The following is a 26,239-nucleotide window of genomic DNA, read 5'->3' as shown; positions in this document are numbered from 1 at the left end:
TAAAATAATAACAAGGATTCAACGTGTCTCAAATTGAAGCGGATGCACTGACGGCTGAAGTGGTAGCCGAGTACCTAAGTGACAATCCAGACTTTTTTACTCATCGACGTGATTTAGTGGACCGACTGGCACTGCCAAGTCAGGAGCAAGGTGCTGTTTCTCTGGTTCATGTGCAAATGAACCGGCAGCGTCAGCGAATCGAAGAGTTAGAAGAAGAGATCACCTCATTGATGTCTCTGGCTAAAAGTAATGACAGAACATTTCATGAGTTTATGGAGCTGCAAGAGCAGATCCTCAAATGTGACACCCTGTTTTCGGTAGTAAAAGCCATTGAAAATATGGCCAAATCACTAGGATTAGTGGCTTATGTGCGCTTACTTGATAGCGAATCGGGCTACTACTCATTGAATAAAGAAAACTATCAGCGTTTTGCGACCAATCATTTAAACGGTAAGAGTGCTTACTTGGGGCGTATGCGCAAAGTAGATCGCGAATTATTGCTAGGTGAAAACTCTCGAGCGCCAGAAATGGGTTCGTATGTCGTGCTACCCTTGTATAAGAAAGCACTTCAAGGAGTACTGATGTTCTCAAGCGGTGATGGTGGCCATTTCCAGCCCCATATGGACACCTTGTTCCTGCGTCACTTGGCGCTGGTGTTATCTCATTTGATTGAAAGCCTGCCTTGGCAATGTGAAGAGCATGAGCGAATCAGTAACTCCTCTTCCTAGCGGACTAAGACAGCCTCTGGAACGCTTCTATGAATATTTAAGAAGCGAAAAGGGGCTGAGCTTGCATACCCAGCGCAATTACAAACAACAGCTTGAAACCATCGCAAGTCACCTTGTTCATCTTGGTCTGAAAAGTTGGCAACAAGTGGACGCTGGATGGGTGCGCCAAATTGCCAGCAAGGGAATGCGTGATGGGATGAAGGCCAGCAGTATTGCTACTCGTCTCTCTTCGTTACGTAGCTTTTTTGACTTTCTGATTTTGCGCGGCGAATTGACTGCAAATCCAGCCAAAGGGGTTTCTGCGCCACGTAAAAAACGTCCTTTGCCTAAAAATCTCGATGTTGATGAAGTAGGTCAATTGCTTGAGGTGAATGAAGATGATCCATTAGCGATTAGAGATCGCGCAATGATGGAGCTGATGTATGGTGCAGGGCTTCGTTTGGCTGAAATGGTCAATGTAAACCTTAAGGATGTGAGCCTTTCTTCCGGTGAACTGCGTGTTATCGGTAAAGGCGATAAAGAACGCAAAGTCCCTTTCTCTGGAATGGCGGCGGAATGGGTAACCAAATGGCTGAAAGTTCGCTCTAGCTTAGCGAAGAGTGATGAGCCAGCTTTGTTCGTCTCAAAGCTTGGCGTTAGGATATCGCACCGGAATGTTCAAAAACGTATGGCGGAGTGGGGCCATAAACAGTCTGTCGCGAGCCACATTAGCCCCCATAAGCTGCGACATTCATTTGCCACACATATGTTGGAGTCGAGTAATAATCTACGAGCGGTTCAGGAGCTGTTAGGGCATGAAAATATTTCAACCACTCAGATCTATACCCATTTAGATTTTCAACATTTGGCTGACGTTTACGATCAGGCACACCCAAGAGCGAAAAAGAAAGGGAGTTAATTGTGCAATTTTTCCGCCAATGGCAAGCAGTCAAAGCAATGACTTTCGACCTTGATGACACGCTTTATGATAATCGTCCAATCATTCGTCAGGTTGAACGCCAGATGGTTGAATGGTTGCACCACCAACACCCTATCTCTGCGACTCAGCCGCTAAGCTGGTGGTATGATTTAAAACGAACCTTGGCAAAACAAGATAGCTGGTTACCTAACGATGTGACGCTATGGCGTTATAAACAAATTGAGCAGGGACTGATTTTGCTTGGTTATCAGCCGCAGCAAGCACAGTCGGCGGCTGAAGAGGCGATTGCGCGTGTCTTAGAGCTTCGGAGCGATTTCACAGTACCGTTAGAATCTCACAAGGTATTGGCCGAGCTGGCTAATCAGATACCCTTGGTAGCGATCACTAATGGTAATGTTGATGTGGAAAAAATTGGTTTAGCTGACTACTTCTCTTTGGTGCTGAAAGCTGGCCCAGATGGTTATGCAAAACCCCATCGAGATCTCTTCGATAAGGCGCAACAATTTTTGGCGATACCCGCTGAGGATATTTTGCACGTTGGTGACCACTTGGTCTCAGATGTCCTTGGCGCCAAGCGCAGTGGAATGAAGGCTTGCTGGTTCAACGATCAAAATATCGATTTGTATCAACATGATAAGGTGAAAGTTATCCCGGATGTTGAAGTAAACCGATTGTCTGACTTATTGTTATTGATAGGGAAGTAACTAACAACTCTCGAAATCAACTCTTTTCATATGGATGCATATGCATTACGGTATAGCCACTAGTAAATAAATGAAACACGTCTTAGGCTATTTGAATGCGCACTTATTCCACGCTGGTGACTGATATACCCAATCAACTTGAAAATGCAGGCTTGAGTACCTGAAAATTATCATTGATTCGAGACGTCAGTGAACCTGCGATCTCTGGAAGAGTCACAGTAAAAAATTGGTCGATGGCTTCCTTGAAGTCTCGTTTATTTTTGAAGTAAACGTTATTCCTCGACTGCTCGTTCATTACCTTCCAAAGCCGCTCAATTGGGTTGAGATTTGGGCTGTAAGGGGTAGGTAATGCAGCTTGATAAGAAGTATCGACAAAGACGAAAAACAGCGCCGTATTACTGCCCAGTTAGTTAAACTGTGTCAGGTTCTCAATGCCAAAACGGTCGCGGAGTTTGTCCACAATGGTGAGATTTGTAGCATTGCGGAAAGCATCGGCGTTGATTACCTGCAAGGCTTCTATCTAGCAGAGCCTAAACGTCTGTTTTAGCGTTGAAAACGTGACCACTTTTGTCGGCTTTAAACACCTGCATGTAGTGTTCAAAAAAAACCAATAGCTGTTCTGATGAGTTTGGTTCACCAACGGCATCAAGTATCTCGCAACACACTTCTAATGTGCACAGATGGCCTTGTTGTTGATTACGTCGCAACTGATAGGTGGAGACTCGGGTTGGTTCAAGGTGTACTTGTGGCAACGCTTGCAACCAAGGGCTTTTACGCAGCATCTTTTTCGCCTCTTGCCATGTGCCATCGAGAATAATGAACAGGGGCGTGCTATTTGTTGTTGCCTGTCTTTGCTGACGTTTAATCTCTGATATATCGATGCTCTTATCGCTTGGGAAGAGCAAATACGGGTCATACTGTTGGCTAGCCATCAATGCCATTAAGTTTGTGCAAGGCTCCGTGCGCTGCCATACATGAGAGCTACTGGTTGCCAAACTTTGGAGTAACCATTTACCGGTATTAGTCTCGCGATCCAACTCGTTCTCGTGCATTAATAGTGCGATATGAATAGGGGCTTGTGTCTTTGGCAACCATTCACACACACACTGATGTTGCAGCAGACAGTGAGGGCAACGAGTGCCCTCAGAGGTTATTACAGTATTCAAAGAGTAATGCCTTGTTGATGAGGGGTTAGTCCATCAGAGAACAGTTGGATTGGACTGATTTCATCGTAACCTGCCACTGGGGCGGTACTTGGGTTTAGCGGATACTTAACACCATTATATTTTAGAACGTGCTGGTTAGGTATCGCGCCACCACCGCTAACAAATAGAACCAGATCTTGCCAGCCGCTTTGTTTATTGACTCCAACGTTAATTGGCGTTCTGACCAAGGTGATTTTGCTATTAAAGCGCCAATCCTGTTGCTGATTGTCGAAAATCAGGAGTGTACAGCCACCAGAGCCACACCAGTCGAGTTGTGCCAATAGTTCTTTATGGCCATCGCCATTGAGGTCGTAGCTGAGCCAGCGGTAGCGAGTCCCGGTAGGATCTATACCGTTAGCGCTGAAATAATCTCGTAGTGCTTTGTCAACTTTGGGATTAAATTCAGCGGTTGCAGGGATAGCGAGTGGACTAGTCGTTCCATACGTTGTCGAGGCGCTCTGCTTGGACTTGAATAAAGTCAGTCCACCGTCAGCAATAGGGTAGACCATATTGCCCACTTTTTCTTTGTCAGCCGTTATCTGGTTCCCTTCTCGGCTAAAGATACGTTCAGAAAGCAGAGGTTGTTGCTGATGGTGAGTCATGACAACCTGAACCTGATTTGGGTTTAGTTGTTGCCAGTAGCCTCGTTCTACAGAGTCTGATTCGCCGTCATTATAGCTGTAAGTGGTTGTGGCCGTATGGTCAGAAGCGATATTTAAGCTGACACTAAAGTTGCTAGCTTGTGTGGATGTGGCCTGATAAACCCCCGTCCAATTGTGGGTAGCATCTTTGTTCGATAGCATTGCACAGCCATTGTAGGTAGAGTCACCCAGTTGCAATGTCGCACTCCATCCGTAGAGAGAGTCACTCATACCATCGACACAACTGCGTTTATTGAGTTCTAGCGATCCAGCATCGAACTGATATCGTCGGCGATCGGTTTCAATTCGACTCGATTTCAGTGCGAGTTGTTGTTTCTCTTCGCCCAGTTTTTGAAATGTGAGGAACTTGTCTGAAAAGGCAACAGACCAGTATGGTTCGTTACCAAATGCAGAAGTAGGTTTAACTGGCTGATCACAGCGTTTTGGGTTTTCCGCACTAAGGATATTGATTGAATCAACAATGAAGCGCGCCGTGTAGTCGGCAACAAAACCATCCGCTTGACCAGTTGCAAGGTGACCGACCACTTCTGCGTACAGAGGTGAATATGGGCTTGGGACGAGTTTAAGAGCCTGTTGAAATCTGTCATTGGGTAGGTCGAGCCAATACTGCTGTTGACTACCGCAAGGTGTGATGGAGCGAACCTCATGACCAAGTATCACTTCACCGCGCATTACAAACGTTTGTGCTTGAATACTCGCTGGGTTATCTAAACTCGCTTTAGGCGTTGTTGGCGTTGAAGTTACTTGTTGAGAATCAAATGTCGAACATGCTGACAACGTAAGTAAAGTCATTACAGCCGCTGGGTTTCGGAGCGCCTTCATGCTATATCTTCCCTATTCAGAAATTGGCGGAGTCTATTATGGCATATTGGCTGTTCAAAACAGAACCAGACACCTTTTCTATTGACACTCTTCGAACACAAAAGGTTTCTTGCTGGGAAGGCGTAAGGAATTATCAAGCTCGGAATATGATGCGTGATCAGATTAAAATGGGCGACTTGGTTCTGATTTATCACTCATCATGCAAAAAAGTAGGTGTGGCAGGCATAGCTAAAGTCGTGAGGGAAGCTTATCCAGATCATTTCTCGTTTGATCCTGAAAGCGACTACTACGATCCAAAATCAACGCCAGATAGCCCACGCTGGGTGATGGTGGATATCGAGTTTGTTCGTAAGACAGAGCGCTTAATCCCACTTTCAGTAATGAAAGCCATGCCCGAGTTGGAAAATATGCCGTTAGTGAAAAAGGGCAATCGTTTATCAATAATGCCTGTTTCAGAGCAGGAGTGGAGTGCGATTCTCGACAAAGAGAAACTCCCCAGCCAAAGACAATTCTCGTGAAGTAAATCAGGCTGCAATAAGCAGCCTGATGGTCGTGAATTAAGTCATTAAAACAGATGGTCTTGGAGGTAATGAGCGACCGCATCATCGGCATTGCTACCAATGACTTCGTTATTAGGCAGCGCTTCTTTCACCTTGTGGTGCGCTGTTTCCATCACCAAGCCTTTTCCAGCCATTTCAAGCATTTCAGCATCGTTCATACCATCGCCAAAGGCAATGCAGTTTTCTAGTGTGAGGTTCAAGGACTTAGCAACCGCTTCTAGCGCATGACCTTTGGACACTTCAGCTGCCATAACCTCTAGGCACCAAGGTGTGGAAAACGCGATATTTAGCTGGTCGCCAAACGTTTCTCGCAGCTTTTTCTCGAAGATAACGAGATGGTCATGATCGTGCTCTGGATGAGTGAAAAATATTTTTGCTATGCCATCGCATGGCGCAGCTTGTGCTTCGAATCGCTTGTAGCTAAAGCCGGATTCACTATGAAATTTTGCGAGCATCTCATCGTCTCTATCCAGCAGCCAGTCTTCATTTTGGTACATGTGGATAAAGATATTGCGATCTTCTCTGATCACATCGATCACCGCTTGAACCAAATCAGCAGGAACATTCTTGCTGTACATGAGTTGGTCATTCTGGTCATGCACTCGGGCACCGTTAGAAGTGATCATGTAGGCTGGAATCCCGGCGATTTCTCGAATACCAGCTACGTCGACGTGGTGACGACCTGTAGCAAAGATAAAGGTGAAACCTTTTTCGTGCAGGGCTTTCAGTGTCTGTTTGGAAAACTCGCTTAGCTGGTGGTTTGGAGCAAGCAAAGTACCATCGAGATCGGAGGCGACAATGTGAAAAGGAGTATCTTGGCGTGAGTTGGTCATATCACCCTCGTTGTGCAGCGTTGATTCGCCATTGGTTAGAGCGAATAGTGTACTCCAAGAGAAAGAGGAAAAAGAGGGTAAACTTCACCCTCAATCATTTCCTATTTTAGTGCTTTTCAAAGAAGTTCAGGGTGAGATCGAGGGCTTGATTACGGTATTCGTCTTTCTCAAACAATAGCTCGTGTTTTGCGCCGTCGATGACTTCCAATACACAATCTTGATGTGTTTTAGCCAGCTTACGCATAAATTGATCTTGTGCCTGATTGGAGACGATCTGATCGTCTCCTGCCTGCATCACGAGAAGTGGCGTCTTAATGTGACGTGTCATTAAATAGCACTGTTTACAGGCGACTAAGCCTTGCCATACCCAACGCGTGCTTGCTCCGCCTACTTTTAGTTCAGCGTGTTGCTCATAGAGGTTACGGAACCAGTGGTAGCGAATCGAACTTTGGCTAAGTAGGTTACCCGCAAAAGGTTTGGGATAGTAAGCCACTTGGCTGGGAGCAAAAGTTGGTTTGGAGTAAACTGCCGTCAGTAGTTGGCCAAGCAGAGTTGCAATGGGTTTAAGGTGCCACGGCAGATTCACGCCATACATTGGCGCACTAAGTGATGCCGCATCAAATTGAGAATCGCGTGTTTGGAGATAACGAGTAACGATGTTTCCCCCCATAGAGTGACCAAGTAAATAGCGCTTGTCATAGTGCTCTAAGCTGAAGTGCTCGAGTAAGACGTCTAGGTCTTGAACGTAATCTTCAAACTCTCCGACATATCCCATCTGTGTATCTTTAATCAGACGTTCAGATAGCCCTTGCCCTCTGTGATCATAGGAATAGATATCGTAACCCTGCTGAAATAGGTCGTAGAACAGTTCTTGATATTTCGTGGTGCACTCGATTCGTCCATTGACCACGACAATCGCTTTAGTGTGCTGAGGTGAACAGAACTTTATCCAGTATAATGAGGTCCGATCGAACGATTTTAGGTAGCCCTGCTGCCTAGATTGCCAAAAGTTGGCAATATCGCTACTGATTGCTTGCTCAAAATCTGACTCTTGAGTATAAGAAGGAGTTATGTTGGAGCTTGAATCATTCATTAACGCTAATGACCTGAATATGATTGATTTTTGCGGCAGAGTTAGATTATGTGTGGCTAGCTACGTTTAGTCGAGAGGAAATACTATGGATATGCATGTTTGGCTTGCTTATGTGGTTACGGCAATTGTTTTTAGCCTTGCGCCAGGTTCTGGTACCGTAAATTCCATAAGTAATGGACTGAGCTACGGCACACGCCATTCTCTTTCTGCTATCGCCGGTCTGCAAATTGGTCTTGCTATTCATATTGCTCTTGTTGGTGCTGGTATTGGCGCTTTGGTTGCACAGTCTGCTTTGGCATTTAGCGTAATTAAGTGGGTAGGAGCGGCGTATCTGATTTGGCTTGGTATCCAAAAATGGCGTGATCGCTCAAGCTTAGCGGCGAATGAGGCGACTCAATATATGTCTCGTACCAACCTAATGCGCAAAGCGGTGTTGATTAACCTTACTAATCCTAAGTCTATTGTCTTTCTTGTGGCCCTGTTTCCACAGTTTATTGACCCAGCAAGAGACCAATTGACTCAATTGTTGGTGCTAGGTATTACGACCGTAACTATAGATTCAGTCGTTATGTTGGGCTACACCAGCTTGGCTTCGCAGATGGGCCGTTTCATTCGTTCTGATCGTATTATGTCTAAGATAAACAAAGTGTTTGGTTCTATGTTTATGGGGTGTGGTGCGCTATTGGCAGTTGCAAAAGCATAACTGAGCTACTGACTGATATGCAAAAGCGAATACGTGATACGTATGTAGCACGTCAACCTATCTTAAATGCTAAGCGACAAACCTTAGGGTATGAGTTGTTGTTTCGTGATGGCGAAAGCAATGCATACCCAAGTCATATCGAGTCCAACCGCGCCATCTATCGGCTGATTGTCGAAAACTTCCTATCGATTGGGACCAACCCTTGTATTGCGGCTTCTCGCTGCTTCATTAATTTCCCACACGAAAGTCTGGTGCGATTACTTCCGCTTTCTTTGCCAAAAGAGCAGATTGTGGTTGAGATTCTTGAAACCTGTATTCCCAACGATGAACTGTTCTTAGCCATCAAAGAGATCCATGCCAATGGTTATCTGATTGCGTTAGATGACTTTGTTTACAAGCCTGAATGGGAGCGTTTTCTTCCATTGGTGCACATTGTTAAGATCGACATCATGGCAACGGGACTGGAAGAGTCTTGTGCGTTGATCAAAGAGCGATTAGCCATGGGCGTCAAACGGAAGTTCTTAGCAGAGCGAGTCGAGACAGAAGAAGAGTTTCTTGCGACTCGGTCTGCTGGTTTTTCGTTTTTTCAAGGCTACTTTTTTAGTAAGCCTGTTGTTATTCGACAGCGGTATCTTAGCCCTGAGCAGGTGATTGCGATGGACTTGTTCCGCGCTGTATGTCAGCCACAAGTGGACTTTGAGCAGATAGAAAGGAGTGTCACTCGAGATGTGGCTCTGTCATTTAAACTGTTGCGCTTCGTTAATACCATGTCGAATCGGATTGAAGTACCTATCTCATCATTTCGTCAGGCGCTGGTTTATCTCGGTCAAGACAAGCTGAAGATATTTGTGTCACTGGTGGTCGCTTCATTTGTTTCGGCTTATAAGCCAAAAGAGATTTACACCTTGTGCCTTCAGCGCGCTCAGTTCTTTCAACTAATGTCGGATGACAACCCGTTTGAGCAACTGCGCGAGCAGGCTTTCATTATTGGTTTATTTTCAATGCTTGATGCGTTGCTGGATATGCCACTCGAAGAGTTGGTTAATCAACTGCCCTTATGTAAAGCCATTAAAGTCGTTTTGCTTGAAAGAAAGGGTCCATATGGCACTTTATTGCAATTGGAAGAGTGCTACGAGAGTGCCGACTGGACAGGTATGGAGTCAGCGTGTCAGCAACTCAACCTCTCGATTCATGAAGTGATGCCAAGAATCAATCAGGCCCAACGTTGGAGCCAAGACCTTATTAAGGTCGTTTAACCCCACTGCCCAATCATGAATTTTTTATGACAAATGCCGTTCAGGTGTTGATCAATTCATCTAATTAAATAAACATATTCGCATATCCATATATGAGTATGTTTTATGCTACCCCACCAATTTTTCAAATTGCTTTCTGATGAGACCCGTGTTCGTTGCTTGATGTTAATCATGCGAGAAGAGTGTCTGTGTGTTGGAGAGTTGACAGAAGCACTGAAAGAGAGCCAACCGAAAGTATCACGTCATCTTGCTCAACTGCGCTCGAACGGAATTTTGGTCGATGTTCGACAAGGTCAGTGGGTGTTTTACCGTTTGGCGAAAGACTTGCCAGGGTGGATGAACAAATTGATCGATGATTTGGTGGCTTCCAACTGCCTGAAAAAAGAATACCAGCAAGATATAGAGAGACTTCATGCAATCCAGTCTCGTCCAGTCTGCTGCCCATAGTTTTTGAAGATAAAGAGACAAAGTTATGACGATTAAAGTAGGTATCAATGGTTTCGGTCGTATTGGACGTTTAGCCCTGCGTGCTGCGTTTGATTGGCCCGAACTGGAGTTTGTTCTAATCAACGATGTTGCCGGTGACACCGCCACACTGGCTCACCTTCTAGAGTTTGATTCAGTGCAAGGACGTTGGCATCACGAGGTTGCAGTAGACGGCAATGCGATGGTGATTGATGGTCGCACTGTAGTAACGACTCAGGAGCGAGATATTGATGCCGTTGATTGGTCTGGCTGTGATGTGGTTATTGAAGCGACGGGTGTCCATCGCAAAACCGCTTTCTTAAACAAATACCTAGAGCAAGGTGTGAAACGCGTTGTTGTTTCTGCACCGGTTAAAGAGCCTGGAATTGCGAATATCGTAGTGGGAGTCAATGATGAAATCTTCGACCCTGCGATCCACCGTATTGTTACCGCCGCTTCGTGTACTACCAACTGTATCGCGCCAGTCGTTAAAGTGATCCATGAGAAGTTAGGCATTGAGCAATCTTCATTTACGACCATCCATGATTTGACGAATACTCAAACAATTCTCGATGCACCCCACAAGGATCTACGTCGTGCCCGCGCATGTGGCATGAGCTTAATCCCAACTACGACGGGCAGTGCGACGGCGATCGTTGAGATTTTCCCTGAGTTGAAAGGCAAAATTAACGGTCATGCAGTCCGTGTTCCGTTGGCCAACGCATCACTAACGGACATCATTTTTGATGTCAAACGCGATACCACAGCGCAAGAGGTGAATGCCTTGCTAAAAGAAGCTTCTCAAGGGGAGCTGAAGGGTATTCTGGGCTTTGAAGAGCGACCTCTGGTGTCGATTGACTATAAAGGTGATCAACGCTCAACCATCGTTGATGCTCAGTCAACCATGGTTGTGGGTACCCGCATGGTGAAAATTTACGCTTGGTACGACAATGAGATGGGCTACGCGACGCGCACTGCGGAACTGGTTCGTAAAGTCGGTCTGGCGTAAGGAGAGAGACAATGACACACCCATCTTGGCAGCTTGATTTAGAAGCTGGTGCTTTGATTCTTACCCCATGTCCTGGAACAAAAGGCGTAGATCTAGCCGAGTCACTGGCTCAACTGAAAGAGCAAGGTGTGCAGGCGATTGTGACTGCACTGGATAACGCAGAACTTGCAAGCAAAGATGTCTCCGCACTCGGTGAAATAACACAGCAAATGGGGATGCAGTGGTTCCAGATAGAGATTGAGGATGACTGCGCTCCGGCCGGTGATTTTATTAACAAATGGCAGCAAGCGAGTCCTAAGTTACACCAGATTGTCGACAACGGAGGCAAAGTTGCCATGCACTGTATGGGAGGCTCTGGACGCACTGGACTATTTGCCGCCCATCTCTTGTTAGAAAAAGGATGGCAACTGGAAGAGATTGTAGAAGCGATACAGGCACTACGCCCTGGTGCTTTTACTAAGTCTGTTCAGGTCGATTACATCAAAGCGGTAGCTGAAAAATAGCGACGAAAAGAGCTTTTGGTCTATTGGTGTCTAAAAGCTCTTATTGCTCTATTTTCGCTAGCACTCTTTTGTGTGATTAGATAGCAAGTAAACAAGGTTAGGTTGTCTATGTTCGCAAATCTGAGTAAAAACGTGCGCCAATATATGCTGGTGACGTTTAACTACTGGAACTTCACCATTACTGATGGTGCACTCAGAATGCTGGTCGTGCTCTATTTCCACAGTCTTGGCTACAGCACTCTAGAAATTGCGTCGCTATTTCTGTTTTACGAGTTTTTTGGCGTTGTTACTAACCTTATTGGCGGATGGCTGGGGGCGCGTCTTGGCTTAAATAAGACGATGAACATTGGTTTGGGCATGCAGATTTTCGCTTTAGCCATGCTTGCGGTACCGACCAGTTGGCTGACGATCCCCTGGGTGATGATGGCTCAAGCACTATCGGGTATCGCAAAAGATTTCAACAAAATGAGCGCCAAAAGTTCCATAAAAACGTTGGTGCCTGATGAACAGCAAGGTTCTCTCTATAAATGGATAGCGATTCTCACCGGTTCAAAAAACGCATTGAAAGGTGCTGGATTCTTTATCGGTGGATTGTTGCTGTCGTTAGTGGGTTTTAAATATGCAGTGCTGCTTATGGCTGGTGTACTGAGCTTGGTGTTTATCGGCAGTCTTGTTGGGTTAGAAAGTGATTTGGGTAAAGCGAAAACTAAGCCGAAGTTTAAGCAGATTTTTTCCAAGTCAGAGCCTATCAATATTCTTTCCGCGGCGCGTATGTTCCTGTTTGGTGCTCGAGATGTATGGTTTGTTATCGCGTTACCGATTTATCTTGGTAGTGTGTTTGGCTGGGATCATTTGTGGGTTGGCGGGTTCTTGGCTGCGTGGACCATCGCTTATGGGATCGTACAGGGGATAGCGCCAAAGATTACGGGCAAGGCCGAGGGCAAAGTTCCTGACGGGCATGCTGCTATGCTGTGGGCTGGTGGTTTGGCTGTCGTTACCGGTTGTATCGCCTACGCTGTTCAGATTGGTTGGCAACCTGAAGTGGTGATTGTCGGTGGCTTGCTGCTCTTTGGTGCCATCTTTGCGGTGAACTCATCATTGCACTCTTATTTGATTGTTAGCTACGCCAAAGGGGATGGAGTTTCCTTGGATGTTGGTTTTTACTATATGGCTAACGCCATGGGGCGTCTTATTGGAACGATCCTTTCTGGTTGGGTATTTCAGATGGCGGGTCTTTCGGCGTGTTTGTGGGTGTCATTTGCATTCCTAGCGTTAACAACGATGATTTCTTTGAAATTACCGAAAATCGAACAAGTTGCATCAGCTTAACATTATCAACTAATCATGACTGAAAGCTGACCAAGGTTGTACTTTGGTCAGCTTTTTTATTGCTATATTCAGTAAGTTAGATTGCAAAGGGTTAGGTATGAGAGAAAGAGTCCATTTTTTTGACTTGCTACGATGCGTAGCAGCGGTAGCGGTAATCGCAATTCATGTCCTTGCCCCTTATCGATACGAACTGGGTCTCATCCCATTTAACCAATGGGCGACGGCGGTTGGAGTCAATAGCGTAACGCGTTGGGCGGTGCCCGTTTTTATTCTTATCACAGGCGCTTTGATGCTGAGTGATAAGCGGTCATTTGACTTTAAGTACTATGTGAAACGTCGATTAGGCAAAGTGCTATTGCCTTTTATTGTCTGGTCATTGTTTTATGCATTTCTAGCAGGTTGGAGCCTGAACGGATTTGACAGTCAGCAAACTCAGTCTCTACTTGAAAACAGCCTGACACACGCTACTTATTACCATCTGGGATTTTTTTACTACTTTATCCCGCTCTATTTTGTAATTCCGTTTTTTCAGTTTGTCATTAGACAATATGGCGAGAGCTCACTCTATGCCTACGTCGCTATCTGGTTGGGTACTACGTTGCTCTACCTTACGGGGATCGATGGTGTGTGGAGCAACCAAATGTGGCTCTATAGCGGATATCTTCCTCTTGGATACTTGCTCTACCAACGCGTGCCACTAAGCAAAGAATACGTGATGATTTTCACTGTGCTTGGAGCCATTGCCCTATTTGTTACAGGCTTTATGGTCATCACCAATAGTGTAGCGGCCGAAGAATATACGGTAGGACGTTGGCTATCCTATAAAACGCTTAACGTTGTCATTGCGGCGAGCATGGTGTTTATGTTGTGCCGTTATTTTGGTGAAGGCTTATCATCCCAAGCCAATCGAGTGATTGGGTTCATTAGCAGTCATAGCTTGGGCATCTATATTTTGCATCCAATCGTTTTATGGCCGATGAAAGAGTTCGCTTGGCATCAGGGACATCCCGCTTGGGTTATCCCTGTATGGATAATCATTAGTGGTTGTGGCTCGCTTGCAATGAGCTGGCTACTGGCGAGATCGGCTTATACACGTTGGCTGTTGCCTTAACGCTTTAACGCAAAGTGGAGAAACTTGGCACCTTGATAAGTGAGCGTACCTTGATCGCCCGGATTTAAGGCATGGAAATAGTGGATACCAACCTGAAATTCACGTTTAGGACCAATTTTTCCTTTTTGAACATAGATCCAATATTCTTGGTCATCTTGGCCAGGCTTCGGATCATCAACGGTAATTGCCTGTTTATCGAGGATGGTCACTTCGACTGTTTGTTGTGGGGCATTTTCACCCTGAATGTGCTTACGGTAGAAATGGACAAATGCCCATCCACTTATAAGCGCAAAAAGGGCGATAGCAATAGAAAGAGTGAGAGGCATAGTTTTCGTCCCTTTTACTAAACGCAGCCATTTTAACGTGATTTCACTAGATAGTCTGGGCACGGCTCTTGCTGTAAAAACAAAACAGCAAGATGGAATGCTTTTTTCGAGTCATATCACATGCCACCACAGGGGGAAGGGAAGTAATTTAGTTGATTAGCTATTGATTCATTTACATAAATTAACTTGCAACTTGTAGAAAAAATGGGACAGTAGATAGAACAAGTAACAATTACCCCCTAAACTTAGTAGCGATGGAGGGAAACTATGTCTGATATTGAAAAAGTGGTCACTCGAACACGCAAGATCGAGAAGCTTCTTCGGACGCAATATCATGCAGACGGTAAGGGACTGCATCAGCTTATTACCAGTTGTGAAGAAAGACTTCCTCACGATGTAATAGGTAAGCTGAGATATATCGCAACGATTCGCAATAAAATCGTGCATGAAGAAGATTACAAACTAGATAGTCGCAAAGAGTTTCTAGCCGCTTGTGATGAATGTGAAAAAGAGCTGACACCTAGGAGTAGCCGTTTCATCTGGAGAGCAGCTATAACCTTGATGACTTTAATCACTCTTGCGGCATTATTGTTCTATTATGCTCATTGGGACGTGTTGTCGAAACATTTGTAGAGTAATTGCTAAAAACGACCTTTATTTTTTAAGTGTTAAACTTAGACATACAGAGTGTTTTTGAATCAAAGTGATGATTTAAAACCCAATAAAAACAAAAAGGGACGCTAATGCGTCCCTTTTTGTTTTTAATAATTTCTTAGTACATCATCGGCAGTGTCATTAGGCCTACGACTACTGCGATCATTACAAGTCCTTGTTTTTGTGAAGAAGAAATCATGCCACTGCTCCTTTAAATTGATGTTTAACAATGTGTGACTAACAATAGCAGTGTTTTGGTGGATAGATCAAGTGATTTGATCGCTAGTCCTTAAAAAAGATACTTTTCTATCGTTGTTTTCGATGAATTTCGAAGGTTAATTTGTTTTTTGATAGTTTTGTAACCGCTCAAGATGCCAGCTAATTGCTTTGTTTTTGTTTTTTAAGTTGTTGATTTATAATGGTTGGTGTTGTTTTTTCTCATTGGGTGAGATGACTTTTCCTATACTTTTGGTTGGTTCGTCATGTCATTGTTAGGGATGGTCAAAAGTTCATTTTAAGTTTCTATCTGACTCTGTTTTGGCGCCCAGTCTAAAAATTATACTGGGCGATTGGGTTGGTTTATATGAGAAAACTTCATGTTTTGAATGAGGGGGTTTTCTGGGGTTTGTGTTAAGTTATTAATTTTTAATGATTTAATTTTAGGGTGAAAAATGTGCTACGTTCGGTTCTTATTTTTTACTGCGATTGGTCGATCTGAAGCGTGCTAGATAAAGATATACTGAAATTCTCATCCATTGAGAACATTGTGAGCAAAAAGCAATACTGATGGTGATTCACAGAAGTCGGCTTGGTTGACGGCGAGAAGTATTATCGAGATCCAAATTTTGCCCTTCTACGGTAGACATCTTGACGACTCTGCCTACACTAGCACCTCAAATTTTCTTGAGGTGTTCGAATGTGGAGCTGGCTATCTGTTGCTCTTTCGGGATATATCAGTATTTCTGCGAGTGAAAGTAATCACGTAAGACAAGCAGCGATGTTTAAAACAATGTCGTTGCTTATGTTGTTGGTCATGCTCTGGAGTCAAAATGCTCTGGTTGGCATCGATGCGTGGTGGGTATCACTTGGTTTGCTCGTTTCTATGGCGGCGGATTGGCTCTATCTTGTAAAGCGTCACCTAAAGTTGTGTTTTGTCGGCTTTGTCACCGCCCAGCTCTGCTATGGCGCCTCTTTTTGGGTGAAGTTGTCAGGTGATATCGTGTGGTGGTTGCCTGCAATGCTATTAGGCGTTGCAATCGTGAGCTTCTTTCTTCTACTGCCCAAAATAGATCGACTCATTTTCCCTGTAGTTATGATGGGAATCGCACTGTTACAGCTCAATTGGGCTGCCGGTGAAGTGTGGTTGCTTAATGGCGGCATTGCCAATGGTTTAGGTTTCGTTGGAACAGTGACGTTAACATTATCGGCAGTGCTACTCGCAATCAGTGATTACCGTCCCTCAATGTATCGGGGACGTTACCTTGTCTCTGGTAGCTATCTCCTTGCTCACTCACTTATCACGGCTTCTCTGATTATTTAAAATCAAAGAAAATATCGATGAAGCATGTATTCTTGATGGGTCTATTACCTTTAGTGAGGAAGTTCCATGACAACCGAAATTCATGCCCATAACGTTCTAAACTTATTGCGAGAGCAGCCTATGTCTAAATCAGACTTAGAGCAGGCGATAAGCGAAGCATTTGGTGAGCAAGCACGTTTTCGTACATGTAAGTGCAATGGATTTACGCTGGAAACACTACTCGAGTTTTTTATCGATCGTGAGAAAGTGATCGTACAAGATGGTATCTGGATGGTGAATGCAGAGAGAGTGTGCAGTCATTAATTATGACTCGATACCACCGTTAAGATAATTTCTGTCAATGTCTCCAAATCGTCTGGTGAGCTTGTTATACTTCGCCGAATTTTTAGTGCTTGATATATAACGTTTTGGAGACCTCTTATGGACATTCTTTCCGCCGCGACCATGCTGTTTCTAATCATGGACCCGCTTGGCAATCTTCCTATTGTCCTATCGATCCTAAAACATCTCGATCCCAAGCGCAGACGTAAAGTACTTATTCGCGAGTTGATTTTTGCGCTTGCGATTCTGATGCTGTTCTTGTTTGCAGGTAAGACGATTCTTAACTTCTTGCACGTTCAACCTGAAACGTTAAGCATTTCAGGTGGCATCATCCTATTTATTATTGCAATTAAGATGATATTTCCTAGTGCAGGTAGTATTACTGGCCTAGCCGCGGGTGAGGAGCCCTTTATCGTGCCGATGGCTATCCCGATGATTGCAGGGCCATCAGTTATTGCCGCTCTGTTGCTGCTTTCAAGCCAGTACCCGAACAATTTACTTGAGCTTTCTGCTGCTGTGTTACTCGCGTGGAGCGTGACCTTCTTTATTCTAATGTTCTACAGTTTCTTCCACCGTATATTGGGAGAACGTGGCCTAAAAGCGATAGAGCGTTTAATGGGCTTGCTACTGATCATGATCTCTACCCAGATGTTCTTAGATGGTGTGAAGAGTTATCTTGCTTAGCGTTGAAACGTAAAAATAAAAATGCCGCTCTATTTGGAGCGGCATTTTTTGTTTCAGGAATGGTTAGGTCATGTGCTTACGACGAATATCAAGTAGGGCGAAGATACCAAAGATCAGTATTGACCATTTTTCCCAACTGCTCATTTTAATTTTGTCGCCAAATGCGCCAATGAAAATCGCCATTTGCAAACCATGCATAATGAACAGGAATGCTGTCATGATGTAGAGCGCGATGGCTGCTTTGCCAGGAAACGGCATAAAGAAGTTCACGATTAGAATAAACCAGACAAAGCCTATTGCGGCTTTGGCCAGAAGAATCAGTGCTTTCATCAAAATTTCCTTATTGATCTGCTTGTCTTTCGAATAGTCGATAGTTGACCTGACCAGCTGTTTTCTCACGGTGTAAGTGCCAGTGAGCAGGGATGGAGTCAAGGCTCAATTCTTTTTCAGTCTCGACATAAATCATAGCGTCATCCGTTAACCAGCCATGACTTTCAAGTAGGGCAACGGTTTCATCCAGTAAGCCTTTGCGAAATGGCGGATCAATAAATACGACATGATGAGGTGTGCCCGGCTGTTTAAGAAAGCTAATTGCATCAGTATTATGAGCTGTCAGATTGCTGGCATTTAATGAAGCAATGTTTTTCTCAATTTGTTTGAATGCGTTAGGATTTAACTCGATAAGTGTCACCATCTCTGCTTGGCGTGAAGCGGCTTCAAAACCGAGTCCACCAGAGCCGGCGAACAGATCGAGGCATTTAGCGCGGGGAACATCTTGAGCGATCCAGTTAAACAGTGTTTCTTTGACGCGATCTGTTGTTGGTCTTAGTCCTTCGGCATCATGAACAGGCAGTTTTCTTCCTCTCCATAAGCCGCTAATAATACGAACAAAGCCGGTTGAAGGCTTTTTTTGTGATGTGTTTTGCTGGCGACGTCTTACCATAGATTTTTTGACCGCTAATAAAGTGATACTATAGCCAGTCGCTCTGCTGTTGAGCGCTAACATACAGCCCAAATTTGTTGATGACAAAGTGTATACCAACACTCTGGCAGTGAAAACTTTTCACTTTGTTGTCATTTTGCTTTTTTCAGTGTGGATAATGCCCGCAGAAAAAAGTCTGAGTTAATTAAGACGATCTAGGATAGCCCCAGATGACGGAAAAAAAGAAGCGCGGATTACTCTCTTGGCTTGGCTTTGGTGATGAAGAACAAGCAAAACAACCCGTAGAAGAACAAACAACGACTGACGAACAACAAGATGAGCAGCAAGCCGTTGTTGACGAACCAATTGAAGACAAAAAGACTGAACTAGCAGAAGCAGAAGCAGAAGCAGAAGCAATAGTTGAACCTGTTGAAGAGCTTGAAACGCCACAAGCGGTTGAGCCTCGTGTCGTGGAACAGGAAAAACCGACGGAAAGTTTCTTTGCTCGTTTGAAACGCAGTCTTGCACGCACCAAAGCCAACATTGGTGCTGGCTTCTTTGGTTTGTTCAAAGGTAAGCAGATTGATGATGAGCTGTTTGAAGAGCTGGAAGAACAGCTTCTTATTGCAGATGTGGGCATGGATACCACATTAAAAATCATTGAAAACCTAACAGAAAAAGCATCACGTCAGGAACTAAAAGACGGTGAAGCACTCTATGGACTTCTAAAAGAAGAAATGGCAGAGATCTTGTCGAACGTCGAGAAACCGCTAGAAGTAGACAGTTCTAAAGCGCCTTACGTGATCTTAATGGTTGGCGTGAATGGTGTAGGTAAAACAACCACGATCGGTAAACTGGCTAAACAGTTCCAAGCTGAAGGTAAAAAAGTGATGCTTGCGGCAGGGGATACGTTCCGTGCTGCGGCAGTAGAACAACTTCAAGTTTGGGGTGAGCGAAACAATGTACCCGTAGTCGCACAGCACACTGGCGCAGATAGTGCTTCAGTGATCTACGACGCGATAGAGTCCGCTAAAGCGAAAGGTGTAGATGTGGTGATTGCTGACACAGCAGGTCGCTTACAGAATAAATCTAACTTGATGGAAGAGCTGCGTAAGATCGTCCGTGTAATGCAAAAGATTGATGGCTCAGCTCCTCATGAAATCATGTTGACCTTAGATGCTGGTACTGGTCAAAACGCGATTAGCCAAGCTAAGTTGTTTAGTGATGTTGCACCGCTTACAGGTATCACCTTGACTAAGTTGGATGGTACCGCAAAAGGTGGTGTGATCTTCGCACTGGCTGACCAGTTCCAGATTCCAATTCGTTACATTGGGGTCGGTGAAGGTATCGACGATCTACGTCCATTTGAAACTCAAGAGTTTATTGACGCTCTATTCAGTCGTGAAGACTAGAGTAAACACAAAGACCAATTGAAGAAACTCAGTTAAGAGGGATTTCGGGTGATAAAATTTCAGCAAGTGAGTAAGGCTTACCGTGGCGGTCGACAGGCGTTACAGAAGGTCGATTTTCATCTTCGTAGAGGTGAGATGGCCTTTCTTGGTGGTCATTCAGGAGCCGGTAAAAGTACTCTGCTTAAATTGATTTGTGCCATTGAGCGACCAACTGATGGAAAAATCAGTTTCAATGACCATGACATTACTCGAATCCCTAATAAAGACATCCCATTTTTGCGTCGCAACATTGGTATTGTGTTTCAGGATCATCGCTTGTTGATGGACCGAACCGTCTACGACAATGTCGCGCTGCCGATGCGAATTGAATCCATCTCTGAAAATGAGATCAAACGTCGTGTCTCCGCAGCCTTGGATAAGACGGGTCTGTTAGATAAAGCCAAGTGCTTACCGAGCCAACTGTCCGGTGGTGAACAACAGCGAGTCGGTATAGCACGTGCGGTGGTCAATCGTCCTACTCTGTTACTTGCAGATGAACCAACGGGTAATCTCGACCCTGAGTTGTCTAATCGAGTGTTGAAACTGTTTGAAGAGTTTAACCGTGCCGGAGTGACGATCCTACTGGCTACACACGATATTGGGTTAGTAAATACTCGCCCACAATACCGTCATCTTGAATTAAACCAAGGTTTTCTCAGTGAGGTAGAAGACTATGGCCATTAATGCTCGCAATAAAAGCGCTAAAGCATCACGAACAAACAATCGCGTTAAGAAAGACAACTTTTTTGCTGTCCATTTCAAGCAAGCAAAAGCTTCGTTAGGTGAGTTTTGGTTAAGACCAATGGGCAACATCTTAACCTTGGCAGTTATCTCTATGGCATTGGCCATGCCATCGGCTCTTTACTTACTGGGTAAGAATATCTCTGCGGCATCAAGTAATGTTACCAGCCCATCGCAAGTAAGTGCTTACATAAAAGAGAACACCCCTGAAGCTAGGATCATGGTGCTAAAAGACCAGATCGAAAGCATGGAGGATGTGGCTGAAGTGAACTACATCTCACCTCAGCAGGGATTGGATGATTTAAGTCAGTATTCAGGCTTTGAACATGCCTTGAGCTTGCTTGATGATTATGCACTACCTGGTGTGTTGGTCATCACGCCAAGTGAAGATGACAATCAAATGATTAAGCAACTTGTTCAGCGTATTAGCGATGAAGAGGGCATTACTGATGTTCGTTTGGATGAGGATTGGCTCGCTCGCTTAGATGCGATTAAGAACCTTGTCAGCGGAATTGTCATTACCCTATCTCTGCTGATGCTTGCCTCTGTATTCTTAATTGTCGGCAACACTCTACGTTTTAATGTGTTAGCGAATAAAGAAGAGATCCAGACAATGAAGCTGATTGGTGCAACGAACAGCTACATTTTACGCCCTTATCTCTACTCTGGCATGTGGTTTGGTTTACTCGGTGCGGTTAGCGCGTGGATTTTGACTGCGATAATCACAGTTTTGCTCAATAGCAGTGTGGAGAAATTGGCCCTTCTGTATGATAGTCACTTCAGATTAGTTGGCCTTAGCTGGGATGAGTCGCTACTGCTAGTAATGCTTGGAACCTTCTTAGGTTGCCTAGCCGCTAAGGTATCTGCGCAGCGCCACTTAAAAGAGATCGAGCCAGTTTAATTTGAACTGATTGACTTTGTGGAGGTCATACTATTGAAAAAGTAGACGCTACCGTGTACTTTTTCCCTTGTATAGACATTTTGTTTATGCATAATTACTTTCGCAGCTTGAAACCTGTTCATTTTAGGTTCAAGATTGATGGGTTAAAAAATACTCCAGATCAGAGATTGATGAGGAAATGAATGACTAACCAAGCATATCCAATGGCAGTAGTTACGCAAGATAGCTTAGATAGCTACATCCGTTCAGTAAACAGCTACCCAATGCTGACGGCTGATGAGGAACGTGAACTGGCTGAGAGACTGCATTATGACGGTGAAATTGAGGCGGCAAAAGGTTTGATCCTTTCGCACCTTCGCTTTGTCGTGCACGTCGCTCGTGGTTATTCTGGTTATGGCCTACCAATGGCTGACCTTGTTCAAGAAGGCAATATCGGTTTGATGAAAGCGGTTAAACGTTTTAACCCTGAAGTCGGCGTTCGCCTTGTATCCTTTGCCGTTCATTGGATCAAAGCTGAAATCCATGAATACGTTCTGCGTAACTGGCGAATTGTTAAAATCGCTACAACCAAAGCTCAGCGTAAACTGTTCTTCAACCTACGTAAGTCTAAAAAGCGTTTAGGTTGGTTTAATAACGGTGAAGTAGAGACTGTAGCAAGAGAACTCGGTGTCGAGCCTTCAGAAGTTCGTGAAATGGAATCTCGTCTAGCTGCGCAAGATGCGGCATTTGAGATGCCAATGGATGAAGATGACTCAAGTAACTCATACACAGCTCCAATGGTGTATCTTGAAGATAAAGCGTCTGATGTTGCAGACAACATTGAAGCGGCTAACTGGGAAGCGCATACCAACAATCGCTTGAGCTTAGCACTTAAATCTCTGGATGAACGTAGTCAGCACATTGTTCGTTCACGTTGGCTTGATGATAATAAGTCTACTCTGCAAGAACTCGCGGAAACTTACAGCGTATCTGCAGAGCGTATTCGTCAGCTAGAGAAGAATGCGATGAAAAAACTGAAAGCTGCAGTTGGCGAATTTTAATTACTAGCACGACAGCTGATAGATTGGTAAAGCCGAGGTCTTATGATCTCGGCTTTTTTATTTGTGATCGCTTTCTAAAATAATCCACTGCCAAGATGATCGTTGTGGCTTCAGTAGCCTGTGGGTAAGTCTGTGGTAAATTTCTTTGCTATCTGTCAGAAAGCAGGGTGAATCAAGTCATTTGAGCATGATTGACGGTGGGGATAATTTTTTCTTTACTCACAATCAAATAAGGATCATCACTACATATTGTGGATCCATTTTCAATAAAACACTTTATCAACGCAATCCACAGATTTATCCACAGTTGGTGAATTTATGATCACGGGTGGATAACCTTACTTCTCCCGTGTACTTGTTGAGCACTGGATAGGTTACAATGATGCTTGATAATAATGATGAAAAGAGAAAGTTTATGGACCAGTACAAACATATCGATGTCAATAGCGCACAAAGCCTTATGGAACAAGGTGAAGCTCGTATGGTCGATATTCGTGACCCGCAATCTTTTGCCGTCGCACATGCTCAAGATGCCTTCCATTTAACCAACGACACTATGGTAGCGTTTATGAATAGCGTTGAATTTGAGCAGCCAGTTTTGGTGATGTGTTACCACGGCATCAGTAGCCAAGGTGCGGCACAGTATTTAGTTAACCAAGGCTTTGAGCAGGTGTATAGTGTAGATGGTGGCTTCGAAGCCTGGCAGCGAGCTCAACTGCCCACTGAATCAAATTTAGGATAGCGTTATGCATAAACTGATCTCTCTCAACCATCCGAGAATGGCACAGGCATTTATTGATTACATGGCGTCTCGCCAAATTGATATCAAAATGATGCCCGAGGGAGAGGGGCAGTTTGCATTATGGCTAACCGATAGTCAGCATCAAGTCGAAGCGGAAGCTGAACTCCAGCAATTTCTTGATAATCCTAACGCGAGTAAGTACCAAGCGGCTTCTTGGGATATGGCTGAGACTCGTCAAAACCATTTTAAGTACCAATCACCAAGTATGTTGGCGATGGTCAAGGCCAAAGCAGGTCCGCTAACGCTCTTGGTTATGGCGTCATGTATTGCGATTTTTGTTCTACAACAGTTTGGAGCCGGTAATGCCGTTTTTGCTGCGCTTCATTTCCCTGCATTTTCAGGTCAAGAGTGGCAAATCTGGCGGTGGTTTAGTCATGCGCTGCTCCATTTCTCCGTTATGCACATTGCGTTTAATTTGTTGTGGTGGTGGCAACTAGGTGGCGATATTGAACAAAAGCTGGGCTCTGGCAAGGTGCTGCAACTGTTTTTGCTATCCGCGGCACTATCAGGCATTGGCCAATTCTGGGTTGAAGGTGCGAATTTCGGTGGTTTATCTGGCGTAGTGTATGCGTTGGTGGGATATCTATGGGTAGTGGGTTATAAAGCCCCGCAATTGGGTCTGGGGATGCCAAAGCCCGTCATCGGATTTATGCTTGTTTGGTTAGTTCTTGGGTTTGTTCAGCCTTTTATGGCGATAGCCAATACGGCTCATCTTGTAGGCCTACTATCTGGTGTGCTGATGGGAGCGGTGGATGCTGGGCGGGCTAATTCACGCAGATAAAGAAAACGGCGTATGCACGCCGTTCATCCTTAGACGATTTACTGGTAGAGGTATTTTGTGAAGAGCAGATCGGCGATGATTGTTTTGCCTGTTTCTGGCAGTAGAGTCGCGTTGAGTTGTTCGACCAAGGTTTTACGTAAATCTTCACGTCCTGCTAATGACGTAATGGTCTCTTCAGACTGCTTCCCTAATAGCTCAATTACAGCATCGCGAATTAAGGGTTGATGTAATTCAATCACGGCAAGATCCGCTTGACTGGCAACCATGATGTCGATTCGAACCTGTATATAACCCAACTTTTTACCTTTAGTGAAAAAATTGGTGGTTAAATCAGGTTCTAGGGTGAAATAAGCCAGTTTGGGGACGCCTTCTTCTTCCGCTATCGCAGGGAGACTGATCAACAGACTCCAAGCGACAAAAATTTGGGCTAGGTAACGTTTAATCATATTTATAACTTTTCTTTCTTCCAATCACGATACTCGAATCGCCAGAGTCTTGTTACAATAGAGCATCTATTTGTAATGAAAATGCGTTAAGCACTCGTTGTAGTGGTTAACATCAGAGATCGAAGCTTTATTGTACGCTGATAAGGCTACTTATTGAATACTAGTATGAATCAATCGACTGCGCTTTATTTATCTGCGTTACGCCAAGTTGAATGGCAGGATCCAGAGTATTTTAGCTTCCCTACACAAAGTGCAAAAAAGTGGTTGCTAGAACAGGGCTCACTGTCACGTTTATTAGAGTCTTATTGCCAATCTTTAACTGTCGACTTACTGCACAACAAGATTGTCAAAGCGGAAAAACTGAACTCACAAGAAATTGCGCTTCTCGCTCAAGAAGAGTGCTTGTTGCGCAAGGTTGTTCTCAAAGGCGATGGCTGCGCTTGGGTTATTGGGAGAACGTTAATCCCTCATTCGTCAATGTTGGAGCAAGAGTATGACTTGGCTCAGCAAGGAGAAATCCCCCTTGGACTAACGGTATTTAGTGCCAGCAATGTCAAACGGGACGCCTTGCAGGTTGGGGTCGTTGAAGTTGATGAACAACCCTTACTCGCTCGACGCTCACGGTTGTGGATGAATCACAAACCATTGTTAGTTGCAGAACTATTTTTGCCTACAGCGCCCATCTACTCAGGGGAGAGTGTTTGAATGACGGCGGATAAAGCGCTGGCTTATTGGCAACTTATGCGCATGGATAAGCCGATTGGAACCTTGTTGCTATTGTGGCCAACACTTTGGGCATTGATTATTTCTGCTCAAGGGATGCCAAGTTTAAAGGTTCTACTGGTTTTTGTTTTGGGTGTTATTTTTATGCGTGCGGCGGGTTGTGTGATTAATGACTTTGCTGATCGTAAGGTTGATGGCCATGTTAAGCGTACCAAACAGAGACCTTTGCCTTCTGGTCGAGTGACTTCAAAGGAAGCTTTGGCTCTCTTTGCTCTCTTGGCCGTCAGTTCATTTGCTTTAGTGTTGAGTATGAATACGCTGACAATTCAGCTCTCTTTTGTCGGTATTGTTCTTGCCTTCATCTATCCGTTCATGAAGCGTTTTACTCACCTGCCGCAGCTCTTTCTTGGGCTAGCGTTTAGTTGGTCGATTCCGATGGCATGGGCCGCACAAGCGAATGAAATGCCAGTGATGGTTTGGTTTATATTCGCCATTAATGCACTGTGGACGATTGCTTACGATACTCAGTATGCGATGGTTGATAGAGATGATGACCTTAAGATTGGTATCAAGTCGACGGCAATCCTATTTGGACGATTTGATAAGATGGTGATCGGTTCCCTTCAGCTTGTCACCTTGGTGATGCTGATGTTTGTTGGCACTTGGTATCAACTTGGATCCAGCTACTACTGGAGTCTGCTGGTGGTAGGGGCACTGTTTGTGTTCCAGCAGCATCTTATTCGCCACCGTGATCGTGACCTTTGCTTCAGAGCCTTCTTAAATAACAACTATGTCGGAATGGTCATCACCATAGGGTTATTTATCGCATTTTGGTAAAAGAAAGGCATCCATAGGATTAATGCCGATCAGTTAAGGCTTAAATGATCGGTTGAACGATCCTTTCAAGGTGTCAAAATCCGAGTGTATTCCAGACACTCGGATTTTTTTATGTTTCTAAGACAAGCACTTAACCAAGTTCATCAATTCTCTGTTGAGCAACTCTCA

At 44.5% G+C, this 26,239-nt stretch carries 31 protein-coding genes and 2 pseudogenes; 24 read left to right on the top strand and 9 right to left on the bottom strand.

The window, feature by feature from the left end:
- The first annotated feature begins 23 nt into the window (after positions 1-23).
- Genes QTN95_RS15055 through yigB form a run of 3 tightly spaced genes read left to right on the top strand, consistent with a single transcriptional unit; the run spans position 24 to position 2,351 of the window.
- Positions 24-728 carry a DUF484 family protein gene (locus QTN95_RS15055; protein ID WP_269378393.1) on the top strand — a complete coding sequence of 235 codons (705 nt, stop codon included), beginning with the start codon at positions 24-26 and terminating at the stop codon, positions 726-728.
- Positions 700-1,626 (top strand): tyrosine recombinase XerC, encoded by a 927-nt coding sequence (gene xerC / locus QTN95_RS15050; protein WP_138972203.1) that lies wholly within the window; start codon positions 700-702, stop codon positions 1,624-1,626. Before QTN95_RS15055 ends, xerC begins: the two co-directional genes overlap by 29 nt.
- Before the next feature lie 2 nt (positions 1,627-1,628).
- Positions 1,629-2,351, top strand: a complete 723-nt coding sequence (yigB, locus tag QTN95_RS15045; protein ID WP_331418015.1) for a 5-amino-6-(5-phospho-D-ribitylamino)uracil phosphatase YigB — start codon at positions 1,629-1,631, stop codon at positions 2,349-2,351.
- 133 nt (positions 2,352-2,484) lie between these two features.
- Here the strand turns inward: yigB and QTN95_RS15040 are convergent.
- Positions 2,485-2,720, bottom strand: a pseudogene (locus QTN95_RS15040) (transposase); the annotation flags it as partial.
- On the opposite strand from QTN95_RS15040, the pseudogene QTN95_RS15035 reads away from it, so the two are divergent.
- Positions 2,704-2,898: pseudogene (locus QTN95_RS15035) on the top strand (EAL domain-containing protein); the annotation flags it as partial. The pseudogenes QTN95_RS15040 and QTN95_RS15035 sit on opposite strands and share 17 nt — an antisense overlap.
- Here the strand turns inward: QTN95_RS15035 and QTN95_RS15030 are convergent.
- Together QTN95_RS15030 and QTN95_RS15025 are read right to left on the bottom strand one after the other, a co-directional pair.
- On the bottom strand, positions 2,882-3,517 hold the full coding sequence (locus QTN95_RS15030) for a tRNA-uridine aminocarboxypropyltransferase (protein ID WP_331418013.1): 636 nt from the start codon (positions 3,515-3,517) through the stop codon (positions 2,882-2,884). The pseudogene QTN95_RS15035 and the gene QTN95_RS15030 sit on opposite strands and share 17 nt — an antisense overlap.
- The gene (locus QTN95_RS15025; protein WP_331418012.1) at positions 3,514-5,040 is read right to left on the bottom strand and encodes a COG3650 family protein; all 1,527 of its coding nucleotides are present in this window, start codon (positions 5,038-5,040) and stop codon (positions 3,514-3,516) included. Before QTN95_RS15025 ends, QTN95_RS15030 begins: the two co-directional genes overlap by 4 nt.
- A 38-nt stretch (positions 5,041-5,078) precedes the next feature.
- Here QTN95_RS15025 and QTN95_RS15020 point away from each other — a divergent pair, with 38 nt between their 5' ends.
- Entirely contained in the window at positions 5,079-5,558 is a 480-nt protein-coding gene (locus QTN95_RS15020) for an EVE domain-containing protein (protein WP_138972199.1), read from the top strand.
- A 47-nt stretch (positions 5,559-5,605) separates the two neighbouring features.
- Here the strand turns inward: QTN95_RS15020 and QTN95_RS15015 are convergent, their stop codons facing one another.
- Together QTN95_RS15015 and QTN95_RS15010 are read right to left on the bottom strand one after the other, a co-directional pair.
- A complete protein-coding gene (locus QTN95_RS15015) occupies positions 5,606-6,433 on the bottom strand; it encodes a Cof-type HAD-IIB family hydrolase (RefSeq protein WP_331418011.1) in 828 nt (275 codons plus the stop codon).
- Between the two features lie 106 nt (positions 6,434-6,539).
- Positions 6,540-7,526 carry an alpha/beta fold hydrolase gene (locus QTN95_RS15010; RefSeq protein WP_331418010.1) on the bottom strand — a complete coding sequence of 329 codons (987 nt, stop codon included), beginning with the start codon at positions 7,524-7,526 and terminating at the stop codon, positions 6,540-6,542.
- A gap of 85 nt (positions 7,527-7,611) precedes the next feature.
- Here QTN95_RS15010 and rhtB point away from each other — a divergent pair, with 85 nt between their 5' ends.
- The 7 genes from rhtB (at position 7,612) to QTN95_RS14975 (ending at position 13,902) form a co-directional block, all read left to right on the top strand.
- Entirely contained in the window at positions 7,612-8,229 is a 618-nt protein-coding gene (gene rhtB, locus QTN95_RS15005; RefSeq protein WP_331418009.1) for a homoserine/homoserine lactone efflux protein, read from the top strand.
- A 29-nt stretch (positions 8,230-8,258) separates the two neighbouring features.
- Complete coding sequence (locus QTN95_RS15000) at positions 8,259-9,485, top strand: EAL and HDOD domain-containing protein (RefSeq protein WP_331418026.1); 1,227 nt, start codon at positions 8,259-8,261, stop codon at positions 9,483-9,485.
- Between the two features lie 105 nt (positions 9,486-9,590).
- Complete coding sequence (locus QTN95_RS14995) at positions 9,591-9,932, top strand: metalloregulator ArsR/SmtB family transcription factor (protein ID WP_138972195.1); 342 nt, start codon at positions 9,591-9,593, stop codon at positions 9,930-9,932.
- A gap of 25 nt (positions 9,933-9,957) precedes the next feature.
- Positions 9,958-10,959 carry an ArsJ-associated glyceraldehyde-3-phosphate dehydrogenase gene (locus QTN95_RS14990; RefSeq protein WP_331418008.1) on the top strand — a complete coding sequence of 334 codons (1,002 nt, stop codon included), beginning with the start codon at positions 9,958-9,960 and terminating at the stop codon, positions 10,957-10,959.
- Between the two features lie 11 nt (positions 10,960-10,970).
- Positions 10,971-11,462 (top strand): cyclin-dependent kinase inhibitor 3 family protein, encoded by a 492-nt coding sequence (locus QTN95_RS14985; RefSeq protein ID WP_331418007.1) that lies wholly within the window; start codon positions 10,971-10,973, stop codon positions 11,460-11,462.
- Positions 11,463-11,570: 108 nt separating this feature from the next.
- Positions 11,571-12,791 (top strand): organoarsenical effux MFS transporter ArsJ, encoded by a 1,221-nt coding sequence (gene arsJ, locus QTN95_RS14980; RefSeq protein WP_331418006.1) that lies wholly within the window; start codon positions 11,571-11,573, stop codon positions 12,789-12,791.
- A 97-nt stretch (positions 12,792-12,888) separates the two neighbouring features.
- Entirely contained in the window at positions 12,889-13,902 is a 1,014-nt protein-coding gene (locus QTN95_RS14975) for an acyltransferase (RefSeq protein WP_331418005.1), read from the top strand.
- Here QTN95_RS14975 and QTN95_RS14970 read toward each other — a convergent pair.
- Positions 13,899-14,228 carry a DUF2500 domain-containing protein gene (locus tag QTN95_RS14970; protein WP_138972190.1) on the bottom strand — a complete coding sequence of 110 codons (330 nt, stop codon included), beginning with the start codon at positions 14,226-14,228 and terminating at the stop codon, positions 13,899-13,901. The two genes, QTN95_RS14975 and QTN95_RS14970, sit on opposite strands and share 4 nt — an antisense overlap.
- Positions 14,229-14,495: 267 nt before the next feature.
- On the opposite strand from QTN95_RS14970, the gene QTN95_RS14965 reads away from it, so the two are divergent.
- From QTN95_RS14965 to QTN95_RS14950, 4 genes are all read left to right on the top strand, one after another.
- Positions 14,496-14,861 (top strand): DUF4145 domain-containing protein, encoded by a 366-nt coding sequence (locus QTN95_RS14965; RefSeq protein WP_138972189.1) that lies wholly within the window; start codon positions 14,496-14,498, stop codon positions 14,859-14,861.
- 937 nt (positions 14,862-15,798) lie between these two features.
- Positions 15,799-16,422 (top strand): lysoplasmalogenase, encoded by a 624-nt coding sequence (locus QTN95_RS14960; protein ID WP_331418003.1) that lies wholly within the window; start codon positions 15,799-15,801, stop codon positions 16,420-16,422.
- Positions 16,423-16,488: 66 nt separating this feature from the next.
- A complete protein-coding gene (locus QTN95_RS14955; protein WP_138971297.1) occupies positions 16,489-16,725 on the top strand; it encodes a YecH family metal-binding protein in 237 nt (78 codons plus the stop codon).
- A 117-nt stretch (positions 16,726-16,842) separates the two neighbouring features.
- A complete protein-coding gene (locus QTN95_RS14950) occupies positions 16,843-17,427 on the top strand; it encodes a YhgN family NAAT transporter (protein ID WP_138971298.1) in 585 nt (194 codons plus the stop codon).
- A gap of 63 nt (positions 17,428-17,490) precedes the next feature.
- Here the strand turns inward: QTN95_RS14950 and QTN95_RS14945 are convergent, their stop codons facing one another.
- Positions 17,491-17,757 (bottom strand): DUF1145 domain-containing protein, encoded by a 267-nt coding sequence (locus tag QTN95_RS14945; protein WP_138971299.1) that lies wholly within the window; start codon positions 17,755-17,757, stop codon positions 17,491-17,493.
- A gap of 10 nt (positions 17,758-17,767) precedes the next feature.
- The gene (gene rsmD / locus QTN95_RS14940) at positions 17,768-18,370 is read right to left on the bottom strand and encodes a 16S rRNA (guanine(966)-N(2))-methyltransferase RsmD (RefSeq protein WP_331418025.1); all 603 of its coding nucleotides are present in this window, start codon (positions 18,368-18,370) and stop codon (positions 17,768-17,770) included.
- A 209-nt stretch (positions 18,371-18,579) separates the two neighbouring features.
- Between rsmD and ftsY the strand changes: the two genes are divergently transcribed.
- From ftsY to glpG, 6 genes are all read left to right on the top strand, one after another.
- Entirely contained in the window at positions 18,580-19,761 is a 1,182-nt protein-coding gene (gene ftsY, locus QTN95_RS14935; protein WP_331418002.1) for a signal recognition particle-docking protein FtsY, read from the top strand.
- A 48-nt stretch (positions 19,762-19,809) separates the two neighbouring features.
- Positions 19,810-20,484, top strand: coding sequence for a cell division ATP-binding protein FtsE (ftsE, locus tag QTN95_RS14930; protein ID WP_138971301.1), 675 nt, complete (start codon positions 19,810-19,812; stop codon positions 20,482-20,484).
- On the top strand, positions 20,474-21,442 hold the full coding sequence (gene ftsX, locus QTN95_RS14925) for a permease-like cell division protein FtsX (RefSeq protein ID WP_331418001.1): 969 nt from the start codon (positions 20,474-20,476) through the stop codon (positions 21,440-21,442). Before ftsE ends, ftsX begins: the two co-directional genes overlap by 11 nt.
- A gap of 182 nt (positions 21,443-21,624) precedes the next feature.
- Positions 21,625-22,482: an RNA polymerase sigma factor RpoH gene (gene rpoH, locus QTN95_RS14920; protein WP_138971303.1), complete on the top strand. Its 858-nt coding sequence runs from the start codon at positions 21,625-21,627 to the stop codon at positions 22,480-22,482.
- A 415-nt stretch (positions 22,483-22,897) separates the two neighbouring features.
- Entirely contained in the window at positions 22,898-23,224 is a 327-nt protein-coding gene (gene glpE / locus QTN95_RS14915) for a thiosulfate sulfurtransferase GlpE (RefSeq protein WP_138971304.1), read from the top strand.
- Positions 23,225-23,228: 4 nt separating this feature from the next.
- Positions 23,229-24,065 carry a rhomboid family intramembrane serine protease GlpG gene (glpG, locus tag QTN95_RS14910; RefSeq protein ID WP_138971305.1) on the top strand — a complete coding sequence of 279 codons (837 nt, stop codon included), beginning with the start codon at positions 23,229-23,231 and terminating at the stop codon, positions 24,063-24,065.
- 38 nt (positions 24,066-24,103) lie between these two features.
- Here the strand turns inward: glpG and QTN95_RS14905 are convergent, their stop codons facing one another.
- On the bottom strand, positions 24,104-24,511 hold the full coding sequence (locus tag QTN95_RS14905; RefSeq protein WP_269378415.1) for a flagellar basal body-associated protein FliL: 408 nt from the start codon (positions 24,509-24,511) through the stop codon (positions 24,104-24,106).
- Between the two features lie 165 nt (positions 24,512-24,676).
- Between QTN95_RS14905 and QTN95_RS14900 the strand changes: the two genes are divergently transcribed.
- Together QTN95_RS14900 and ubiA are read left to right on the top strand one after the other, a co-directional pair.
- A complete protein-coding gene (locus QTN95_RS14900; protein WP_138971307.1) occupies positions 24,677-25,216 on the top strand; it encodes a chorismate lyase in 540 nt (179 codons plus the stop codon).
- Positions 25,217-26,071: a 4-hydroxybenzoate octaprenyltransferase gene (gene ubiA, locus QTN95_RS14895; RefSeq protein WP_331418000.1), complete on the top strand. Its 855-nt coding sequence runs from the start codon at positions 25,217-25,219 to the stop codon at positions 26,069-26,071.
- Positions 26,072-26,239 lie beyond the last annotated feature (168 nt).

Source organism: Vibrio sp. M260112, from assembly GCF_036533775.1.
In the GTDB taxonomy this organism is placed as follows: Bacteria; Pseudomonadota; Gammaproteobacteria; order Enterobacterales; family Vibrionaceae; genus Vibrio.
Note: the sequence above shows the minus strand (reverse complement) of the source record. Positions and strands in the feature narration are given on the sequence as shown.

Excerpts from the sequence above, each read along its gene's own strand:
- QTN95_RS14900 (WP_138971307.1), top strand. The coding sequence starts at position 24,677 with ATGAATCAATCGACTGCGCTTTATTTATCTGCGTTACGCCAAGTTGAA.
- QTN95_RS14945 (WP_138971299.1), bottom strand. The coding sequence starts at position 17,757 with ATGAAAGCACTGATTCTTCTGGCCAAAGCCGCAATAGGCTTTGTCTGG.
- glpE (WP_138971304.1), top strand. The coding sequence starts at position 22,898 with ATGGACCAGTACAAACATATCGATGTCAATAGCGCACAAAGCCTTATG.
- QTN95_RS14970 (WP_138972190.1), bottom strand. The coding sequence starts at position 14,228 with ATGCCTCTCACTCTTTCTATTGCTATCGCCCTTTTTGCGCTTATAAGT.
- QTN95_RS15015 (WP_331418011.1), bottom strand. The coding sequence starts at position 6,433 with ATGACCAACTCACGCCAAGATACTCCTTTTCACATTGTCGCCTCCGAT.
- rpoH (WP_138971303.1), top strand. The coding sequence starts at position 21,625 with ATGACTAACCAAGCATATCCAATGGCAGTAGTTACGCAAGATAGCTTA.
- QTN95_RS14965 (WP_138972189.1), top strand. The coding sequence starts at position 14,496 with ATGTCTGATATTGAAAAAGTGGTCACTCGAACACGCAAGATCGAGAAG.
- QTN95_RS14975 (WP_331418005.1), top strand. The coding sequence starts at position 12,889 with ATGAGAGAAAGAGTCCATTTTTTTGACTTGCTACGATGCGTAGCAGCG.
- xerC (WP_138972203.1), top strand. The coding sequence starts at position 700 with ATGAGCGAATCAGTAACTCCTCTTCCTAGCGGACTAAGACAGCCTCTG.
- arsJ (WP_331418006.1), top strand. The coding sequence starts at position 11,571 with ATGTTCGCAAATCTGAGTAAAAACGTGCGCCAATATATGCTGGTGACG.
- QTN95_RS14995 (WP_138972195.1), top strand. The coding sequence starts at position 9,591 with ATGCTACCCCACCAATTTTTCAAATTGCTTTCTGATGAGACCCGTGTT.
- ftsX (WP_331418001.1), top strand. The coding sequence starts at position 20,474 with ATGGCCATTAATGCTCGCAATAAAAGCGCTAAAGCATCACGAACAAAC.
- QTN95_RS14950 (WP_138971298.1), top strand. The coding sequence starts at position 16,843 with ATGGACATTCTTTCCGCCGCGACCATGCTGTTTCTAATCATGGACCCG.
- QTN95_RS15020 (WP_138972199.1), top strand. The coding sequence starts at position 5,079 with ATGGCATATTGGCTGTTCAAAACAGAACCAGACACCTTTTCTATTGAC.
- QTN95_RS14955 (WP_138971297.1), top strand. The coding sequence starts at position 16,489 with ATGACAACCGAAATTCATGCCCATAACGTTCTAAACTTATTGCGAGAG.
- QTN95_RS15025 (WP_331418012.1), bottom strand. The coding sequence starts at position 5,040 with ATGAAGGCGCTCCGAAACCCAGCGGCTGTAATGACTTTACTTACGTTG.
- QTN95_RS14990 (WP_331418008.1), top strand. The coding sequence starts at position 9,958 with ATGACGATTAAAGTAGGTATCAATGGTTTCGGTCGTATTGGACGTTTA.
- ftsY (WP_331418002.1), top strand. The coding sequence starts at position 18,580 with ATGACGGAAAAAAAGAAGCGCGGATTACTCTCTTGGCTTGGCTTTGGT.
- rsmD (WP_331418025.1), bottom strand. The coding sequence starts at position 18,370 with ATGGTAAGACGTCGCCAGCAAAACACATCACAAAAAAAGCCTTCAACC.
- QTN95_RS14960 (WP_331418003.1), top strand. The coding sequence starts at position 15,799 with ATGTGGAGCTGGCTATCTGTTGCTCTTTCGGGATATATCAGTATTTCT.
- QTN95_RS14985 (WP_331418007.1), top strand. The coding sequence starts at position 10,971 with ATGACACACCCATCTTGGCAGCTTGATTTAGAAGCTGGTGCTTTGATT.
- rhtB (WP_331418009.1), top strand. The coding sequence starts at position 7,612 with ATGGATATGCATGTTTGGCTTGCTTATGTGGTTACGGCAATTGTTTTT.
- ubiA (WP_331418000.1), top strand. The coding sequence starts at position 25,217 with ATGACGGCGGATAAAGCGCTGGCTTATTGGCAACTTATGCGCATGGAT.
- QTN95_RS14905 (WP_269378415.1), bottom strand. The coding sequence starts at position 24,511 with ATGATTAAACGTTACCTAGCCCAAATTTTTGTCGCTTGGAGTCTGTTG.
- glpG (WP_138971305.1), top strand. The coding sequence starts at position 23,229 with ATGCATAAACTGATCTCTCTCAACCATCCGAGAATGGCACAGGCATTT.
- QTN95_RS15010 (WP_331418010.1), bottom strand. The coding sequence starts at position 7,526 with ATGAATGATTCAAGCTCCAACATAACTCCTTCTTATACTCAAGAGTCA.